This is a genomic window from Nostoc sp. NMS2, from assembly GCF_017115105.1.
In the GTDB taxonomy this organism is placed as follows: Bacteria; Cyanobacteriota; Cyanobacteriia; order Cyanobacteriales; family Nostocaceae; genus Nostoc.
This window is the reverse complement of record NZ_JABXKH010000164.1, coordinates 57,990-76,693: the sequence shown is the minus strand read 5'-3', so window position 1 is coordinate 76,693 and position 18,704 is coordinate 57,990. Positions and strand designations below refer to the sequence as shown.

The window sequence follows — 18,704 nt, the reverse complement described above, 5'->3', positions numbered from 1 at the left end:
TTTTATTATCATCGGCTATGAGTAACAAATTAGGGAAGAACATCATCCCTAGACAGTAGTAATTCAACCAACTCAAAATTGCCAGATTAAGACTCACACAAAGAGAAGTCAAGAGCTATCTAGCTTACTTAGTTTAAAAATTTCATATCAGAGACGCTACACGTAGCCTGCTTTTGAGTACGGGTACGGGAGACATGAGGAGTTTCTAGAAAGAAAAGTTAGTGTAGTGGACTACTAAGAGCATAGTGCCCCAAAATGTTGGATTTTGAGTTAACTTAAAATTTAAAGGTAGTTAAAAAATGGAAAAAAATAATGGATATACAGACTATAAAAGAACGAATTGTTGCAGTTAAAAGTAAACGCGAGTACCTATTAAGCCTGCTAGAGCAACCAAACCTGGGAACATTGAGAGTTGACGTAAATCAGGCTTTGGAAGAACTAGATGAATTAATTGATGAATTTAGACGCACCATTCCGGTAGAATAGAAAATACCAAAATTGCGTCGGTTAAATTGTCAACTTCAGGCAATACCGACGCTCCGCATTACTATAATTTCCTCAAATCCCAAGAATTGAACTAAGCCTGAGTTCGCAAAGTAAGATAGTTGTATCTATTTATCCTGCAACTGAACCATCTCCTGCACGCTGACCTAACCGCCTAACTAAAGCAATCAGTTCGCTTGTCGGTACATCTTTCTTGCAAACGTCATCAAAGCTAGACATTGCCTTAGCTCCTTGAAAATTTACATCTTCTACTGAGGAATAAGCAAGGATCTGGGTGTTCGGAGATATAGCTTTAATTTGGCTAGACGCACTCCAGCCATCCATGACTGGCATTTGTAAATCTAGAACAATTACATCAGGATGACAACGTTTAACCATTTCTATAGCTTCTTCACCATTACTGGCTAAACCTACTACTTGAATATTCTCCTGACAGGAAAAAACCAATTGCAAGGTTAGACGAGTCAGTTCATGGTCATCAACTACTAGAACACGCAAGGTAGAAAGCTCACAAGATAACATTAACATTGAGGGGAAAGACAAATTTATTCAGAATAACCTCTCCAGTCTATGGGAACAAGTGCCAGCACTGACTCTATCCAATGGTTGATTGAAGAGGGAGCATCCCAATTTGGAAAAAATAAAGAATCTGGAGAATTGAACCATCTTTCCAGAAACAGCTCATTTGTGCTGTTTGAAGATCCAGTCCCGGATGCCTTCGATCGCGTAGGCGATCCGCCAGGTGTTGATGTGGTTGCTCCCGCCATCATCCTTCTGTCCGGTGAGCACCACCGTTCCTTTCTTTAGTGCCACGTAATTGATGGAGTTGCCCTCGGTTTCCATCTTCTTGACGGCTGTGGCGAATTCCGCGGCAGTGGATCGGCCATTCCAGACGGCGCGGCTAACCTTGGCCCCTTCCTTCTCCAGGGCAGTGGCGATCGCGTTCTGTCCGGGGTATGCCTTTAAGTCACCCTGCGAGACAACGATCCACAGCTTGTCCTTGGCCAGTGGCTTCACCTTCGTCGGCTCCCACTGTCCGGCTACGATGAACGACGCTGCGAACAGGTCGGGGTACTTGATGTCCATAGCGATCGACATCATGGCACCACCCGACTGACCGGTCGTGTACAACCTGTTCTTGTCAATGCTGTACTGGCTGACAAGCCAGTTGACCAGGTTTACAGTGGTGTCCAGGTAGTCGGACGCTTCGGAGTTATCGTTGACGACCTGTGTGGAGTATTGGGGTGCCAGCACAAAGGATTCGTGCTTGGCCTGATCCGACGGACTCGCCCAAACTACCGCTCCCAGTCCCTGAACCAGAGTTGTGGTCGTTACTGTGCTGGTCGCACCTGCATCATGCATGAACAAGACCAGGGGGTAAGACTTGCTCTTGTCATAGTTCTTGGGAATGAACAGGTTGTACTTTAGGATCTCCCCAGTCTTTGGGTCTTTGTACTCGAACTGCTTGAAGTCATCGACGATCAGATTCGCCACCTTGCTGGTAGCGATCGCCTTGGTGCTTGCGGCGTAAGTGTCGCCGTCTGTCGTTGCGACAGTTCCCGTCTGGGTAACAGAAGTCTTCGCTTCCCTCCTAGTGACTGTCCGCCCACTTGCTGCATACAGTGCAGCACCCTGGTCATCGGGTGAGAGTTCGACGATGGCGTACTTCCCGTTCGTGCCCTTGTCTGCCGTTATCGCCGCAGTATTGGCGTAGACCTTGGTGATAGTTAGTCCGTCAACTTTGAAGGTTGACATCGAGAGCTTGGAATTGTCAATGTCTTGGTCGAATTCCACAGCTACGGCAGTGAGCCTCTGTCCGTCCCCAAACACCTGAGCGATCGCAGTGGCGCTCTTAACGTGGCCTTCTTTTTGGGTTGTTTCGCCGCCTCCGCAGGCCGCCATCGACGTAAACAGCACCGTTGCTCCCAGGGTCATTGTCAAGAATACTCGCCGGGAATGCATTCCTCTTTCTCCTTTGCCTATTTTGCACAACGTGACCGCCGATGAAGCTGAATTTTGTTTGATCGCTTGTGTGAACCTATGACAACCAACTTAGGGACTTCCAAGAAATAAATTATTCAATCTTGTGGGGTGGGCATCCTGCCCGCCCTGAATATGGGACGGGTGTTAGCGTAGCGGCACGTAGTGCGGACACCCATCCCACAAGAAAATTTGGGATGTTTTTTTATTTGGAAGTCCCTTATTTGGAAGTCCCTTAGATAACTTTTAAAAGTTATCTAAGTTTAGCTAGTTGTCAAAGTCAAAGTAACTTATTTATTTAATCAATCAAGTTTGAGGTTACGCCAGTTGAGCGTAATGCCATATTCATCAGAATTTTTTGTGAATTAGCTTCTGGAGAATCATCATAAGGACGGCGTTGAATGTAAGTGCCATCGGCTTGTAATTCCCAAGCTTGGCGATTATCCGCGAGCATAATTCCCATAATTTCTTGTAAATCCTTGGCAATATCAGGGTCTTTTACTGGGGTAATTACTTCGACTCGGCGATCTAGGTTGCGGCGCATCCAGTCGGCACTGCCGATAAAGATTTCCTCCTGTGTATTGTTATGAAAATAATAAATGCGAGAGTGTTCTAAAAAGCGACCGACGATGCTGATGATGCGAATATTTTCACTAATATCTTTGAGTCCTGGACGCAAACAGCAAACGCCCCTGATAATTAAGTCGATTTGCACTCCGGCGCGGGAAGCTTCATATAAAGCGGCGATAATTTCTGGATCGACTAGGGAATTCATTTTGGCAACAATGCGTCCAGAAAATCCATTTTGAACATTTTCAATTTCGCGGTGAATTAGTGCCAAAAAGCGATCGCGCATATTCACAGGTGCAACCAGCAATTCTCGATAAGATTTTTGCAGGGAGTATCCTGTCAAGAAATTAAATAAATCTGTGATGTCAGCACCTAATTCTTCACGGCAACTAAACAATCCCAAATCTGTATACAGCCGTGCTGTTTTGGGGTTATAATTACCAGTGCCAATATGTACGTAGCGGCGGATTCGATCTTTTTCGCGCCGTACCACCATAACGGTTTTACTGTGGGTTTTCAGCCCTACTAAACCATAGACTACATGAACTCCAACTCTTTCTAGTCGTTTTGCCCAGTAAATATTATTTTCCTCATCAAATCGCGCCTTTAATTCCACCAGTACAGATACCTGCTTATCATTTTCGGCCGCAGCAATTAGGGCATTGACGATAGGCGAGTCACCAGAAGTCCGGTAAAGTGTCATTTTGATGGCTAACACATTCGGATCGTAGGCGGCATGGGTAATAAAGCGCACTACTGTTTCCGAAAAAGATTGATAGGGATGGTGTACTAGTAAATCCTTTTCCCGAATCACAGCAAAAAAATCTTTTCCTTCGTCCGTCTCCACTGCATCTGGATCTAAACTCGGTTCCCTCAGCCTTTGCAGACGTAATGGTACAACAGACTGACGTGGTGGATCTTTGAGTTCTGGTAGTGGCAAGGCCATAAAAGACATCAAATCCCGCAGTCCCAAAAGACCGTCTACTTCGTAGAGATCGCTCTCTGTTAATTCCAAATCGTGCAATAATCGCGATCGCACTATTTCAGGAGTCTGGGATTGAATTTCTAGCCGGACTGGACTTCCACCTAGCCGCCGTTTTCGCAATTCCTGTTCGATTGCTAACAACAAATCATCTGCTTCATCTTCTTCTAATACCAAATCGGCATCACGGGTAATGCGGAACGGATGATATTCTTGAATATTCATCCCTGGAAATAGAGATTCTAAGTTATGAGCGATCGCTTGTTCTAAAGGTACACCAGTCCAGTGGGCAGGTTTTTCGCTATTTTGATCTCCCAACTCCGGCGGAATCGGTAAAAATCGTGGCAGAACACTAGGGACTTTAACTCTGGCAAAGAATTCTTCTTCGGTGTCTGGGTTTTTGACCACAACAGCCAGATTCAGACTGAGATTAGAAATAAAAGGAAAAGGATGACTCGGATCGACAGCCAAAGGAGTCAAAACTGGAAATACTTGTTCCTCAAAATAGCTATTTAAATGAGTCCGTTGTTTTTGATTCAAATCTATGTAATCCAGAATATGGATGCCATGATTTACTAATAATGGACGAAGTATTTCCTCAAAATGTTGATGCTCTTTCTTGACATGAGGAATCAGGGTAGACCTAATATCATCTAGCTGTTGTTGTGGTGTCCGACCATCGGGAGTTAATAGGCTGACTTTCGCCTCTACTTGTTGCTTTAAACCAGCAACCCGCACCATGAAAAACTCATCCAAATTAGAGTTGAAGATTGCTAAAAACTTGAGGCGTTCAAGAAGAGGCGTGCGATCGTCACAGGCTTCATGTAACACCCTGCCATTAAATTCTAACCAGCTTAACTCTCGGTTAAGATAATATTGTGGATCGTTTAAATTGATGGGAGTAGCGCTTTTTTTAGATTTTGCCATAATGACCTAAAGGCAGGCAGATATAGCCCATTTAACTGGGGGACAATAAACATAGTAAGTTAAATGGTGCTTGAGCAGAACGCTGAGGCAATTTTTGGATATGCTGATTCTCTACCTCGCTACTGGTAAAGGACAGACATCATACTTAAATTAAAAATCTATTTGTTATTTAAATAACTTTAGTCAAAGACTCAAAAATCAACTTGTGTGGGCATGAAAGCCAACATTACTAAGAAGTTTTTGGGTGTTTTGCAGCATATCTTCCAGAGAATCACCTTATCCACCCAACCTATAACTAGATTTTATAGCCTTTCCAGCTTTGTGGAATATGGTATTGGCGTACAGTTATGCCCCATAAGAAAAGATTGCATCCATACAATAACTGCGGTAAGCCTGGGGATTCAAATCTTTGCCCACAGCATATTACCCATAAATATGCACTTAAGATTTAGCAAAGATATGATATAGGCATTTATGAAAATTTCTGACGAATTATGAAGCGGTGCTTACAGAGAATTATGGTATGAAAGCAGTCTAAAGCCTTACCTCTAGTGCTTTCTGAATTTTGTTTTCCAAAATCAAAAATTTGGTAATCATTGTCACAACTTTAATACAAGTATTAAGTAGACATAAGCCTTGCTATAACTCATGTTTAATAGGCTTTGGCTCCTGTTATTGAGATCCACGCTAACCATTTCATCTATTAGTTTTTTTAATTTATGACCTCTGGAATTTTGAAAAAATTCAGTATTATTGCTGAGAGATTTCTGGTAGGCAATGGTTATATTGAAAACGCAAAGATAAACAACACGAGGAGTTTGTTAATTATGAAAATTTCTGCAATTCTCAAAGGAAGCATCTGCTTGTTAGGTTTGGTTGGCGTTGGTAATATCCTGGCTGCGCCAGCAAGTGCAGGTCAAGCAACAGCCCGTGGTGCTGTAACTCTTGTTAGAGCTTCAGGCGCTTCTGTCAGTGTCAGTGGTGAATTAGCTTTGCCTCAAAATGGTTACTACGACCAGGATCTAGTCATTACACCTACCTATGGCGGCACATCAACGGCAGACAATGAAACTATCGTCGATTTAACTGTAAGTGCAGGCACACCCAACATTACTTTACTCACTGCTAGCAGCAATCCTTTCGTTACTTCAGCAGCAGCAGCCTTAGACGCAGCTGTAACAGCTGCTGACATTGGCGCACAAGCAGCGATCATCCGGGCTGGTGCTGGTGCTAATGGCTTAGGCGGTTTAGAGTAGATTAAATTTTTGCCTCGTAAGTACTTACAAAATTTTTAGCAACTGACAGAACAGTTGAATAAATCAATAGCTCATAGGGAGGAGAAATAGCAATGCTATATCTGTTCCCTATATTTATATTTGTATATTATGATATGGCGCTTCTTTGTAGCTCAGATTCCCGACTTCTTAGAGAAGTCGGGAATCTTGTTGTACGGGTATTTGAACCTCACAGTTCCTCACTACCTTATGTTACAGACTCCGATACAAAGATTAAATTTTTCCTTTATGCCTTGTTCCCAGCCTCTGACTAGGAATATGGAATGAAAACGTTAATGAATTATCATACAACTCCTCATCATCCCTTTACATAGGTTTAGTGATATCAATATAAACCCTGAGACTCCCAGAAAATAATGAATCGAGCGCTTGCGTAACAATACCAGCCCTCAAAATGTTCATTGTTAACAAAACGCTCATATCAGGGATTCTATATTTTTATCTGACCAGAGTAATAAAAAAGATCAAGAATGATTCCGCCTCTACTTTTGCTAGTTGAGGTTCATTTTGCATTTCCAAGCAAAATCTGGAAACAAGCTAAGGCGAAGAACATGAGGAGTTTATAAAACATGAATAGCTTATCCCAAAAATTACCTATAAGTCTTCGGGGAAGTATCTGTCTATTAGGTTTAATAAGTGTAGGAAACTTTTTAGCCGCACCAGCAAATGCACAACAAGCTACTGCTCGTGGTGCTGTTACTGTTATTAGACCTTCTGGTACTTTTCTCAGTGTCAGTGGTGAGGTAACTTTACCTTCTGGCTCTTACTTTAATGGAGGTGTAACAATTTCTCCTACCTATGGAGGTATAGCAGGCGGAAATGACGAAACCATAACTAGTCTGACAATAACCCCAGGAGTAGTTCAAACTACTACACTGTCTAACCCAAACCCATTTATTGATACAACAGCGAATTTATTAAATAATAGTACTTCTGTTGAAGATTTAACAACTATAATCCAAGCAGGTGCTGGTAACAATGGCTTAGGTGCTTTAGATTAGACAGAATTGGCAAATTAAAAATCTTAGATCCCCGACTTCTCAAAGAAGTCGGGGATCTTTAGCAATGCTATCAAAATCGATAACCACCTTGAAGCTTTAGGTCAAATCCATTCTCACCTGTACCAATTTGAGTTTCTATAAACACACTATTGTCGGGGAAATTGTGCCTCATAATGACTCCATAATTAAAGCCAGAAACTCGGCTGCTAAGACCTAAATTATTAATACTATAATTTTTTAGATAAACACCAGCAGAAATATTTTTACTAACTCTGTGTAAACCCTGAAATTCAAAGAAAACCTCTTTGCCCATCTCTAAATTTGTCTTGATATTCAAACCATGACTAGTACTAAATTCTCCATTTAAAAGACCTAAAAATTCTCCATTGCTATTATTTTCAATAAAAGCGATGCCAGGAGCTAAAGAAAAACCGAAATTTCTTTCTTGATGCTGATATAAATAACTTAAATAAGTAGAAAAAGGATTATTTCTATTAGAGGCACTATTCCAATCAACTCTCAAGTATGGTACATGAGTGTTAATAGCTACAGGTTTTTTGGCTGAATTTAACCGTATATCAGTTTTAATATAGTTGAGAAGTATATTAGTATAGAAACCTAATGTTGGTTCTTCCGTCCCTAAATTATTATTAGAAACGCCTGGTGCTGAATTAGCATCTATATTAAACCACGTTCCTACATTAGCACTATAGTTAAAATTTCCAGAAGAACCGGCTGATAGCAATTCAACTGTCGGCAAGGAGAGATAACCGTTAAAATTATTAAAACTAACACCTATTTTATCAACTCTAGTGAGTTCCATATAATCGAATGCTAAATCGGCTGCTCTTACCTGGAGCGGTACTAGCGTTGAATCTGCTGAATTAAATTTTTGTACAAATCTTTGCCCTTGGGGGTTTGTCAAAATGACTTCTACAGCAGAGGATTCGTTGATAGGATCAATGGAAGTACCATTTAAAGGAATTGGAATACCAATGTAGGTTAGAGGGCCAAATTTTTCATTAGAGAGTCTGAGATCAGAAAAAAATGTATCCCCTTCATCTAAAATAGAAATATTTCTTTCAAGAAACTGAACTGCTCGTTTGTGGTTTCCTATTCTTATTTGCAAGATACTAGAGTTCTTAGGAGTGACTTGACTGGGAAATGTGTAAGTTCCAGATACCTGCTCTAAGCCACTAGATGCATTTGCATAAGATAAAGTGCGATTCAGCCTGTTATTAATTTGTCTTCTTTGTTCAGCCGTAGCAGGTGTATTTAAAGGAACAAAACCTTCCCCATTCTTTAACTTTTGCCTAGCTTCTTCTAGACTTTGTTGAATATTATCGATTTTAATGGCTTCAAAAACTCCACCTAATAGCAAACCTAATGTAGAATTTACTGATTGAATAGCATCAATACTAGTATCGCTAAATTTAGCTGTTAGGGATAATCCTGGAGCAGAAAAAATATTAGAATAAGTAGCTTTAATTGCAACTGGATCATATTGAATCAAACTCCGATTATGAGGATGGCTAACATATAGTCTGTGCCAATCGGAACTTTCTTGACTTTGAGATAGTGTCTCAAATACAGGATCTCTTCTTCCTAAAGATAGCCACTGTAAAGAGTTAAGATAATGAAAGTCTTTTTCGGATTGAGAAAGAAAAGGATTGACTGCTACATTTAACAAATCAAAGTTATCAAATTTTCCAAGTTGAGCAACTTTAATACCTGGAAAGGAAGAGACAGGAGCAGTAAAACCAAAACCTTCTCCCGTCAAGATATTTCCCCAAGAAATGCCAGCAGCTTCTAGGGCACTATTAGGAATGATTTCGCCTATCTGGAGTCTGACATTTCCATCATCTAGTAAAGGTTGTATATTTGTCGTGGGAAAGCCTTGTAGAATTTTGGGAGCATTGGTAGCATCTAAAGCTTGAAATAAAGCTTGCCCACCATCAATACTCAAAGTAGAACCACTACCAAGAACTGGAATAGGATTTTTTAGGACTGTGACATTAGGATTGTTTGAGTCAATTCCACTATTAATAATAACTCTGCCAGCAGGTATCCCTTCAGGATTTACCAATTGTCCGGCTATTGAGGTTACAGAAAAATTACTAGTATCAACTTCTCCAGATAACTCCCGAAAATCTGTCGGTATAGCGAACAGAGTTTGCAATCCCCAAAATGCCTGTTGTGAGGTAACATTTTGAGTAATATAAGTATTAGTTTGTCTTCCTTGAGAGAGGATGCCAACTTGGGAGCCTTTAGTTTCAACGACTATTCTATTGTTATCTAGAACCCAGTAAAACTGGTCAGCTTTAGGAAATTTAGCATAAGTAAACTTATTAATAATCTGATTTTCTCCAGAAAATCTTACACTTATATCCGTATCTATATAATTTTCATTTTCATTTGGCTTAAATAATTCTGTGGAAAAAGTAAGGTTATCTGTAGGGTTAACAATCCAAGGATATTTATTGGCACTAAATGTCAGGGCATCAAGAATTATTTCTTTTTGCTTGGCTTGCTGTTGCTTTTTTGAACGACGTAGCTTTTCTATTAGTATTTGTTGTGTTGGTATATTCGTATTCGGTTTAGTTGTATTAGGTTTAGTTTGTTCTTCACCTTCATCCTGGGGCTTGGGAGGTTCTACTTTATACTCTTCAATTGGGATAACATCAGCTATAGTGAATTCGGATAACTGTTTGGTTTTCTGTAAGTCAGAGTTAGTTTCTTTTAAAAGGGCTTTGCTTTGAAGATTATCTACTTTATCTGAGTTTAGCAAACTCTTAGGACTAAGATTTACATTATTTTCCGCGATTAACTCAATTGGTTTTAATTTTGATAATTGTTCGTTTTTACGTAAGTTAGAGTTAGCATTTTTTAAAGTTTGTATTAATAGGGCTTCATTTTGTGAACTCTTATTAGTAATATCTTTCTTGTTTTCTGCATTCAAAGTAATATTGTTACGACCGTCAAGCTCTAATGCGATCGCAGAAAATTGAACTAGGATAACTTTGAACAGAATTGTTGAAGATAAAAAGCACGTTACAATTAATTGTAGATTCTTTTTGAATCTCATTAGTGAGATTTTTACTATTTCGTGATTCGAGATTTTACAGGTTTCCACAATAGAAGTATGCCATTTAATAGATTCAAAAATCAATACCACAATCAATTCAAACTATTGAATATATGGCTATTTGTTTGAACTGCCAAAATAAATTTTTAAGGATCAAATATTAGCCATGATTTTTCTTTCAAAGTTTGATTTTTCTACTTGATTTAATTAGACACATTCAACAATCCATTCGGTTAATTGGACATGGATAAATACGCTTGCGTTAAGTATTTTTGTTCTTGATTTTAAGTAGGTAGAGACTTTGCATTGCAGCCTCTCTACAAAGGATTTCGAGCTTAACTCAAGAGTATTGCGATATAGATAACCAAAGAAAACCGATTTTTTATCCAGGCTGTAAAGAATAAAACAGGATTAAGCAGATTTACTGCAACAAGAGTGTAATTCTTGAGTCAAAATTAAACCTCAGCAAAACCACTAGAGCTAAAAAAGTGAGCTAATGTTTAGCCGTATAAATACGTAATTTGTAAATATTAAATCAAATAAGTGGGTAAAATATGTTTCAGGCTACTCGCCGCCGTCTTGCAATTTGGTACACTGCTGTGACTGCTGTATTACTACTAATGTTTGCTAGTGGTGTTTATTTATATGTCCGCAGTACGCTGATTGAGAGGATTGATGATACCCTTAACCATGTGGTGGAAATAGTCGAGCGTTGTCTCACAACAAGTCCCTGTGCATCTACGCTCATATTTGAGCCAATTAATACCGATGCAGATAAATTTCGCATTAATTTAGAAGCCAGTTTTCGTGAAAATACTGACAGTGTAGAAGATGACCACATCGACCTAGAATGGTTTAGCCCGAATGGTAAATTACTTTGGTCAACGCTATCCGAACCCCTAAATATTCCCATTCATGCCAACCGCACTGGCGAAACTGTGCGCGTAGTCAAGAGAGAGAATGAAAATTCAAAATTAAAGACGCGATTAATCGCGTCTCTACCGTCACCACTATTATTGCGACAAGTGACACAACGGGTAGAAGTGGGGCGGCAAGTAGTAGGATATCTGCGTGTTAGTCATCCCTGGTTTGAAGTCACTAAACCCAGTCGTGAGTTAATTCTTGATTTGGCGCTAGGTATTGGTTTGATGGTGGTTTCTGTAGGTGCAAGTGGCTGGTTTCTTTCGGGTAAAGCGATGGAACCTGTAGGGGAGTCTTATCAACGCCTCAAACAATTTACTGCTGATGCTTCCCACGAACTTAGAAGTCCGATTACTTTGATTCAAACAAATGTGCAAGTTGCCCTTGCTGACTTGGATTTAGCAGATACAGAAGCAACTACTTCTATGCAGTATCGGCAACAGTTAAAGGTGGTGGAACGCTTAACGCAGCGTTTGGGTAAATTAGTCAATGACTTACTGTTCTTAGCACGACAGGATAGTGGGATTAGCAAAGATATCTTTTCACCTTGTCCGCTAGATGCCTTGCTGATGGAAGTGGTTGAAGAACAACAATTGTTAGTTCCTAAAAAAGAAGTTACTCTTTCTCTAGACTTAGTTGACCCTCCTACTTCTGAAACTAACCCTGAATTACTGGAAAATTGGTTTACCCTTGTGGGTAATTGGGATCAACTGGTGCGGCTGTTCACAAATTTAATTGCTAATGCCTTGCATTACACTCCAGCTGGTGGACGGGTAAAAGTGGAATTGGCGCGGATAGAGGGAATAAATCGAGTTTCTGGACTACGTTACACCAGTGCCCAGTTGCAAGTTAAGGTGAGTGATACCGGAGTTGGAATTCCAGCAGAGGCACTACCACGCTTGTTTGACCGCTTTTATCGGGTAGATCCGGCACGGACTCATACAACTGGGAATACAGCTACAGCCAGCGCTACTGGTTCAGGATTGGGATTAGCGATCGCTCAAGCTATTGTCGAACATCACCAGGGTCATATTCAAGTTGAAAGTACTCAAGGCATTGGCACTACGTTTACTATCACTTTACCAATAACCCTTGAGTCTTAATTTAATAAGAAGCTTTATCAGTAATAATTTAGCTTTTTCAGCCTTGGGAATGAAATAGTTATGTCTAATTTGAGATTATTATCCAGTCTCTAGTTAGATACAAAAAATGGATGCCATTGGTAATATCTGTTTTATGCACTGACAAGTTAAACCTAATTAAATCTGCTGTTTTAAGTTCTTAAAAGAAGATAATTTGATGTTTTCTCAGGAGTCAAAAATGAATATTAAGTCTCAAAATTTTCGCAAGTCTGCTGAGTTATTTGGCGCTATCTGTGGGGGATTACTAATTAGTCTGCCAGTAATCCCTCACGCATTAGCACAAGAATCTACTCCCAAGCTTAATCCAAGTCCCAGTATTTTTAGCGAACCACCCTATAACCGCTCCCAAACTACCGTACCGCCAGGGCCAGGTGCTAGACCACTACGCCCAGTTCCCCCAGATGAAGGGCAAGTTTCTCCAGTTCCGCCAAAGCCAGGTGCTAGACCACCACGCCCAGTTCCCCCAGTTGAGGGACAAGTTTCTCCAGTTCCGCCAGGGCCAGGAGCTAGACCACCACGCCCAGTTTCCCCATCTAATAGTCAATCTCCCACACCACCAGAGCCAGGTGCTACACCACCACGCCCAGTCCCTAAAGATCAAAGTCAACAGCCCTCACCAGGAGCGGCTTCCACCGATCAACCACAACTACTACCACCACGGCAAACCCCCAGCGCAACGATCGCACTGACTAATGGTACTGTTAATATCAAATTGATAAATGACACTGCGGCTAATGTAACTTTCCAAGTGATTGGCGATACGGCACCGCGATCGCTACAAGGAAAGTCAAATGTAATATTGCAAGGTCTAAAAGCACCAGTAACGGTGACATTTGAACGAATTGATGGTGGACAGTTGATAGTGACTCCACAAGCTTCTTCAGAGCCAGGAAATTTGGAAGTTAGATTTAACGAAGCCACCAATGCAGCACAGGGCAGAAGTGCTATGAGAATTGAACGTAACGGTTCAGTATTCTTGAATTAATTAACTTAGAGCCAGGGCGAAAGTCATTGGCGGCTACACAAACAAGAGCTACACCAACCTGAGCTAAGAGAAAATCAAGCTTTTATAACCCACGCAGGTGGGTTTTGCCTGTGTAGACGCGGTTTCTAATCGCCCTTTTAACTCCTACTTTCGCTGAAGCATTTTAGTTAGCTGATCCAGCAATTGCACTTCTTGCTTGCTATCTTCCAATGTCCGCGCCAGTATAATCGCCCTTTCGTAAAAATTACGGGCAGTTAAGTAATTACCTTGTTGCTTGTATAACTGAGCGTAAGACTCAAAAGATTTTAATTCTTCTCGCAAATTTTGCAATTCTTTAGCGAGTGCTAAACGTTGCTCTAGTAAATCAAAGGCTCTCTCGTAGCGTCCGACAGCTGTGTGAGCTTTCACTAAACCGTCAATTGCCCGTAATTCATTGGTGCGATCGCGGTTAGTTTTAGCTGTCCGCATCGCTTCACCATAAGTAGCAATGGTATCTTGATAATTTCCCGATGCTAAGTAGGCATCACCCAAATTATTCAGGGTATTTGCTTCACCGATGGCATCGCCAGTCTGACGGCGGAAAATTAAAGCATTTTCATACAATTTAATCGCCTTGTTGTAATCTCCCAACCTAGCAGTTACCAAACCCAAATTGCTCAAAGATAGTCCTTCCCCTTCAATATTTTTGACACCATGAGCAATTGCGAGTGCATCTTCAACTGTTTTACCAGCAGCAGCAGATTCTCCTTGTTGCAGGAAAAATGTACCGATATTATTTAGCACAAAAATCTCAGCTTGGAAGTCTTTTGTATCACGAGCGATCGCTAATCCGCGTCGTAAAGCATCTTCCGCCTCTTTTGCACTATCAAGCTGGATGTAAGCCTTTGCAAGCAAATTGTAAGTCAGACCTTGTGCTTTTAGGTCGCCAATTGAGTGATATAGTTCTAGTGCCTGCAAGCAAGATGCAATTGTTTTATCGGCATATCCTGAAGCGTATTGTTGTTCGCCGATCCGTAGTAAGCTGTCTGCTTCATCTCTTGATTGTCGCCCAACAGAACTATTTAAAGGACGGTGGAGTTGTTGCGTAATATCAACCGCACCCGCAGCTACGGGACTCAGCAAAAAAGTAAACAGTAAAAAGCTGTGTAAAAGGGGACGAGAAATCACACCTACGCAAACTAATTGCCTTGGAAATACAAGCCGTTGTTTCATAAAAATTACCCGTAAAGTTGCGGGTTTAAGTAGAAGGTCTAAGAAAAAGTTTTAAGTTTATAAATTGAAGACAAACAATATACGCATTTACACTTAAGTTAGGATTGAGCTAAATCTTCTCCAAAGTAGATGGTGCGGATATCTGTGGGTAATTTGTCCTCTAGCATACGATAGCCTTCCTGGAGAAAATTGGCTACAACGTTTGGAGCGATCGCTTCTCCTTCGGCTTGCAGATAGGCAGCAATTCTTGTTTCGCTCCAGTGGAAAGTTTGAGCCATTAACACGATTAATCGTAAAACAGGTGGTAGTTGGTCTAATGCTTGTTGTACATAACACCATAGCGGTGGCGAAGTCGCTTGCAGAGAATAATGAATTGCTTCTGTGGGTGGTAGTTTAATTTCGTTAATACAGAAAGCTGTCATATTAATTAACCAATTTTGCATCGTTAAAGCTGGCTCACCTGATTCAGAGGTAGTTAAATTTAGTCCACCGAGTTCGTAATAGATATGCCGCCAGGTGAGGGCAAACAGATAATCTGCCTGCACAGGCGATCGCGCCGAATGCCGAATTAAGGTATACACTATGGGGCTATAGCGACAAAAAATCACCGTAAAATACTTTCCAGCATCTGGATAGCGCTGAAACAAAGTCAGTAGTTCATGGTCACTGTGATGAAACAGCGACTTTACCAGAGGATGATTAGCTTCAGGAAAATGAGGAATTTGCACAAGTCTTTGAGTTGATAGTTGTTAAAATAATTTTGGGAATTGCACTCCCGTAGTTAATCGCATAATATCTTGGTGTTGCCCAGTTTGTAGCCGAGACTCAGACAACTTGAGTTATTGATAAACTAGAAACAAGGACTTAATTTTAGTCTTAATCGACAATTATAAAATCGACTCCCCCATAGAATCCTTATTTGTTCATGGTTATAGCAGTTAGTGTGATGTCGTTCCTCCTCAGTCCCCTTACTTTAGGCTCCTTTCTCCCTTCCTTGCCCTTGGATAGCCTGTTTTCCACCCAAGGCATTATGGTAATGCTGCTAGCAGCTTACGCTGGTGCGATGTGGATGTTCCTCACCAGTGCCCCAAAAGTACACACTGTAATGGTGTCAGATTTGGAGATTGCCCGACAGTTGTATGAAGGGCTGCTAGATTTGCCAGCAGCTGAGGTGCCCTTGCACTATTACTACAACTACGAACAAACTATAGGCGCAACTGGGATTGATCCGCTATACATGTCTACAGGGCCGAGTTTGTCAAGCAAAATGATGAATAATGCTACTGAAGGGCTGTGGTATCAATTGAAGAAAAACACCCAGCTACACGTTATTACTGGTGCGAGTTTAGGTAGCAAAAATCAACAACGCCACGTTTGTTTTGACCACGACTGCTTGGAAATGATTTTAATGCGAGTCGAAACACGCGGTTTGAAATTCAAGATTCGTAACCAGAAGCCACTTAACTTTTTGGTGAAAGACTATGAAGGGCGAGTGATTGAGGTGGCTGAGGTAGCGAATTAGTTATTAGATTTTAGATGATTTTAGATTGTGTGGTGCGTAGCTTGCCGCCGTAGGCATCGGCACCACACAATCTTTTTTTAATTGGCTAGGCATAAATAAATTAAAGTTTGTAGTAAGGACTTTAGTCCTGATAAACCTTGCTATGAGCGATGAATCGCTCACTTATAGGGCAATACGGTTCAGTTAAGCATTTCTTTCTTCTCTCGGTGTCCTCTGCGCCTCTGTGGTTCGTTAAAAAAATTGACTTTGACAAAGGATTTTAGCCTTAACTGAACCGTATTAACTTATAGGGTTTTGCTAAATAGAAACTTATGACCCTTGAAAAGATGTACGCATCTCACCTGTATGAAACAGATTTCTATACTTGGACTCAAGAGCAGGTTAGCTTGCTCAAAACTCAACAGTGGAATCAATTAGATACAGTCAACCTAATTGAAGAAATTGAAACTTTGGGCAGAAGAGAACGACAAGAATTGAGAAATCGTCTAGGAGTGTTGCTAGGACACTTACTAAAATGGCAATTTCAACCTGAAAAACGTAGTAATAGCTGGTTGAGTACAATTCGAGAGCAACGTGTTCAAATTAAGCTGCTCCTGCAAGATAGCCCTAGTTTGAAACCCTATCTTGATGAAGTTTTCCTGACTATTTATGAATTAGGTTTAGCTTTAGCAATTCGAGAAACTGAGTTAGGTGAGCAAGTTTTTCCAGAAATCTGTCCTTATACTTTAGGCGAAACTCTAAATCCTGAATTCTTACCAAATCTGAATCAGGTTGATTGAGTAGGGTCAGTCATTTACCCTACTCATAATCTCAAAACTGCGCTCCCACTATTTCAGATCAACTGTTCAAATTTAAATTTCCCTTTAATAAACTTGTTAAAGTATTGACCTTTAGACGGTGCATTATCTAAGTCTTCCTTGACACTAGGAGGTACTTTGAAATACTCGTAAACACTTCCACTATCAAATTCAATAGTCAGTGTTTGAGTTGTTGGCTCATAGCTAAATTGCTTAATAACGCTGCCTTCGGGTTTGAGTAGCGGGAAGGCGATCGCATCCCGAATACTGGCACAATCAGTTAATAACATTACTAAGCGATCAATCCCAATGCCTAAACCACCTGTAGGCGGCATACCGTATTCCAGGGCTGTCAAAAAGTCTTCATCTACACCTTGGGCTTCTAAGTCACCAGCAGCTTTCCTTTCAGCTTGGGCTTCTAGGCGTTCTCTTTGATCGATGGGATCTGTTAATTCTGAGAAGCTATTTCCAGTTTCTCGCCCGACGATAAATAATTCAAATCTTTCCACCAAACCAGGCACAGAGCGATGAGGTTTTGCTAAAGGCGAAATTTCTACAGGGTAATCAATTACAAAGGTAGGTTGAATTAAATTAGCTTCTACCTTTTCTTCAAAGGCTAAAGTTAGTAACTTACCAATTGATTGGGCTTCATCTACACCAGGAATACCAGCATTTTTACTTGCTGTTTTTGCTTCTTCCAATGTTTGGAAAGAATTGAAATCCAAGCCCGTAAATTCTTTAACTAAATCGTGCATTGTCACTCGCCGCCAAGGTGGTGTTAAATCTATAGGTTCCCCTTGGTAGGTGATTTGCAGCGTGCCGAGTACATCTTGGGCGACAGTGGTAATAATCCCCTCAGTCAGCGCCATCATATCGTTGTAGTCGGCGTAGGCTTGGTAAAGTTCAATTGTCGTAAATTCGGGATTGTGTCGAGTTGAAATTCCTTCATTGCGGAAAACCCGCCCCAATTCAAACACCTTTTCAAAACCACCGACAATCAACCGTTTGAGATGGAGTTCTGTAGCAATTCGCAGATACAACTCCATTTCTAAAGTGTTGTGGTAAGTGATAAATGGACGCGCATCTGCACCCCCAGTCTCACTTTGCAAAACTGGCGTTTCAATTTCGAGAAAATCCCGTTCTTCTAAATAACGGCGAATACCGGCAGTAATTTGAGCGCGACGGCGGAAAGTTTGCCGCACTTCTGGGTTAACAATCAAGTCAACGTAGCGCTGACGGTAGCGCTTGGCAACATCCGTTAATCCATGCCACTTGTCGGGTAGGGGCAATAGGGATTTAGTGAGGATAGTATATTGTTTAACGTAGACAGATAACTCGCCCTTTTCAGTCCGTTTAATAGTACCTTTAACTCCCAGGATGTCGCCTGCATCTGTGAGTTGTTTTAAGTGATTGAAGGCATCAGCATCAATATCTGCCATGCTTTCTTGGATGCGATTTTTATCCAAATAAAGCTGAATTGTGCCAGTTTCATCTTGCAAAGTGAAGAAAGCTAGTTTCCCGAAAACGCGACGCGCCATAATGCGTCCAGCGATCGCAACTTCTAAATCAACTTCTTCACCACTGGCTAAATCGGCAAACTGTTCTTGCAACTGCGCTGCATGATGGGTAGATTCCCAACGATAGGCGTAGGGATTAGTCCCTAGCTGCTTGAGTTGTTCTACTTTCTCCAGCCTGGCGGCCCGGATATCTTCTTCCGACATGGTAACGAACTAAATAGGGCAAGATTAATTATAGATGCTGCAAAAGTTGAGAGGAAGAGA

14 protein-coding genes are annotated in these 18,704 nt (G+C 41.0%); 7 read left to right on the top strand and 7 right to left on the bottom strand.

Annotated features, from left to right (window positions below; genetic code table 11):
- Positions 1–312 precede the first annotated feature (312 nt).
- Positions 313–486, top strand: a complete 174-nt coding sequence (locus HWQ36_RS30450; protein ID WP_292709782.1) for a hypothetical protein — start codon at positions 313–315, stop codon at positions 484–486.
- Positions 487–615: 129 nt separating this feature from the next.
- Here the strand turns inward: HWQ36_RS30450 and HWQ36_RS30445 are convergent, their stop codons facing one another.
- From HWQ36_RS30445 to ppk1, 3 genes are all read right to left on the bottom strand, one after another.
- Positions 616–1,032, bottom strand: coding sequence for a response regulator transcription factor (locus HWQ36_RS30445; RefSeq protein ID WP_292709780.1), 417 nt, complete (start codon positions 1,030–1,032; stop codon positions 616–618).
- A 153-nt stretch (positions 1,033–1,185) separates the two neighbouring features.
- The gene (locus tag HWQ36_RS30440; protein WP_292709778.1) at positions 1,186–2,466 is read right to left on the bottom strand and encodes a PHB depolymerase family esterase; all 1,281 of its coding nucleotides are present in this window, start codon (positions 2,464–2,466) and stop codon (positions 1,186–1,188) included.
- A gap of 316 nt (positions 2,467–2,782) precedes the next feature.
- Positions 2,783–4,963: a polyphosphate kinase 1 gene (ppk1, locus tag HWQ36_RS30435; RefSeq protein WP_292709776.1), complete on the bottom strand. Its 2,181-nt coding sequence runs from the start codon at positions 4,961–4,963 to the stop codon at positions 2,783–2,785.
- Positions 4,964–5,790: 827 nt separating this feature from the next.
- Here ppk1 and HWQ36_RS30430 point away from each other — a divergent pair.
- Positions 5,791–6,219, top strand: coding sequence for a hypothetical protein (locus HWQ36_RS30430; RefSeq protein WP_292709774.1), 429 nt, complete (start codon positions 5,791–5,793; stop codon positions 6,217–6,219).
- A 608-nt stretch (positions 6,220–6,827) separates the two neighbouring features.
- Positions 6,828–7,259 carry a hypothetical protein gene (locus tag HWQ36_RS30425; RefSeq protein ID WP_292709772.1) on the top strand — a complete coding sequence of 144 codons (432 nt, stop codon included), beginning with the start codon at positions 6,828–6,830 and terminating at the stop codon, positions 7,257–7,259.
- 70 nt (positions 7,260–7,329) lie between these two features.
- Here HWQ36_RS30425 and HWQ36_RS30420 read toward each other — a convergent pair whose 3' ends face one another.
- Positions 7,330–10,344, bottom strand: coding sequence for a hypothetical protein (locus tag HWQ36_RS30420; protein WP_292709770.1), 3,015 nt, complete (start codon positions 10,342–10,344; stop codon positions 7,330–7,332).
- Positions 10,345–10,898: 554 nt separating this feature from the next.
- Here HWQ36_RS30420 and HWQ36_RS30415 point away from each other — a divergent pair.
- Together HWQ36_RS30415 and HWQ36_RS30410 are read left to right on the top strand one after the other, a co-directional pair.
- On the top strand, positions 10,899–12,368 hold the full coding sequence (locus tag HWQ36_RS30415) for a HAMP domain-containing sensor histidine kinase (RefSeq protein WP_292709768.1): 1,470 nt from the start codon (positions 10,899–10,901) through the stop codon (positions 12,366–12,368).
- A 217-nt stretch (positions 12,369–12,585) separates the two neighbouring features.
- Positions 12,586–13,392, top strand: coding sequence for a hypothetical protein (locus tag HWQ36_RS30410; RefSeq protein WP_292709766.1), 807 nt, complete (start codon positions 12,586–12,588; stop codon positions 13,390–13,392).
- 144 nt (positions 13,393–13,536) lie between these two features.
- Here HWQ36_RS30410 and HWQ36_RS30405 read toward each other — a convergent pair whose 3' ends face one another.
- Together HWQ36_RS30405 and HWQ36_RS30400 are read right to left on the bottom strand one after the other, a co-directional pair.
- A complete protein-coding gene (locus HWQ36_RS30405) occupies positions 13,537–14,604 on the bottom strand; it encodes a tetratricopeptide repeat protein (protein WP_292709764.1) in 1,068 nt (355 codons plus the stop codon).
- Between the two features lie 98 nt (positions 14,605–14,702).
- Positions 14,703–15,332: a sigma-70 family RNA polymerase sigma factor gene (locus tag HWQ36_RS30400; RefSeq protein WP_292709762.1), complete on the bottom strand. Its 630-nt coding sequence runs from the start codon at positions 15,330–15,332 to the stop codon at positions 14,703–14,705.
- A gap of 197 nt (positions 15,333–15,529) precedes the next feature.
- Here HWQ36_RS30400 and HWQ36_RS30395 point away from each other — a divergent pair, with 197 nt between their 5' ends.
- Both HWQ36_RS30395 and HWQ36_RS30390 read left to right on the top strand, forming a co-directional pair.
- Positions 15,530–16,126: a hypothetical protein gene (locus tag HWQ36_RS30395; protein WP_012411481.1), complete on the top strand. Its 597-nt coding sequence runs from the start codon at positions 15,530–15,532 to the stop codon at positions 16,124–16,126.
- Positions 16,127–16,452: 326 nt separating this feature from the next.
- Positions 16,453–16,905 (top strand): DUF29 domain-containing protein, encoded by a 453-nt coding sequence (locus HWQ36_RS30390; RefSeq protein WP_292709854.1) that lies wholly within the window; start codon positions 16,453–16,455, stop codon positions 16,903–16,905.
- Between the two features lie 53 nt (positions 16,906–16,958).
- Here HWQ36_RS30390 and lysS read toward each other — a convergent pair whose 3' ends face one another.
- Entirely contained in the window at positions 16,959–18,644 is a 1,686-nt protein-coding gene (gene lysS / locus HWQ36_RS30385) for a lysine--tRNA ligase (protein ID WP_292709760.1), read from the bottom strand.
- Between the last annotated feature and the right edge of the window lie 60 nt (positions 18,645–18,704).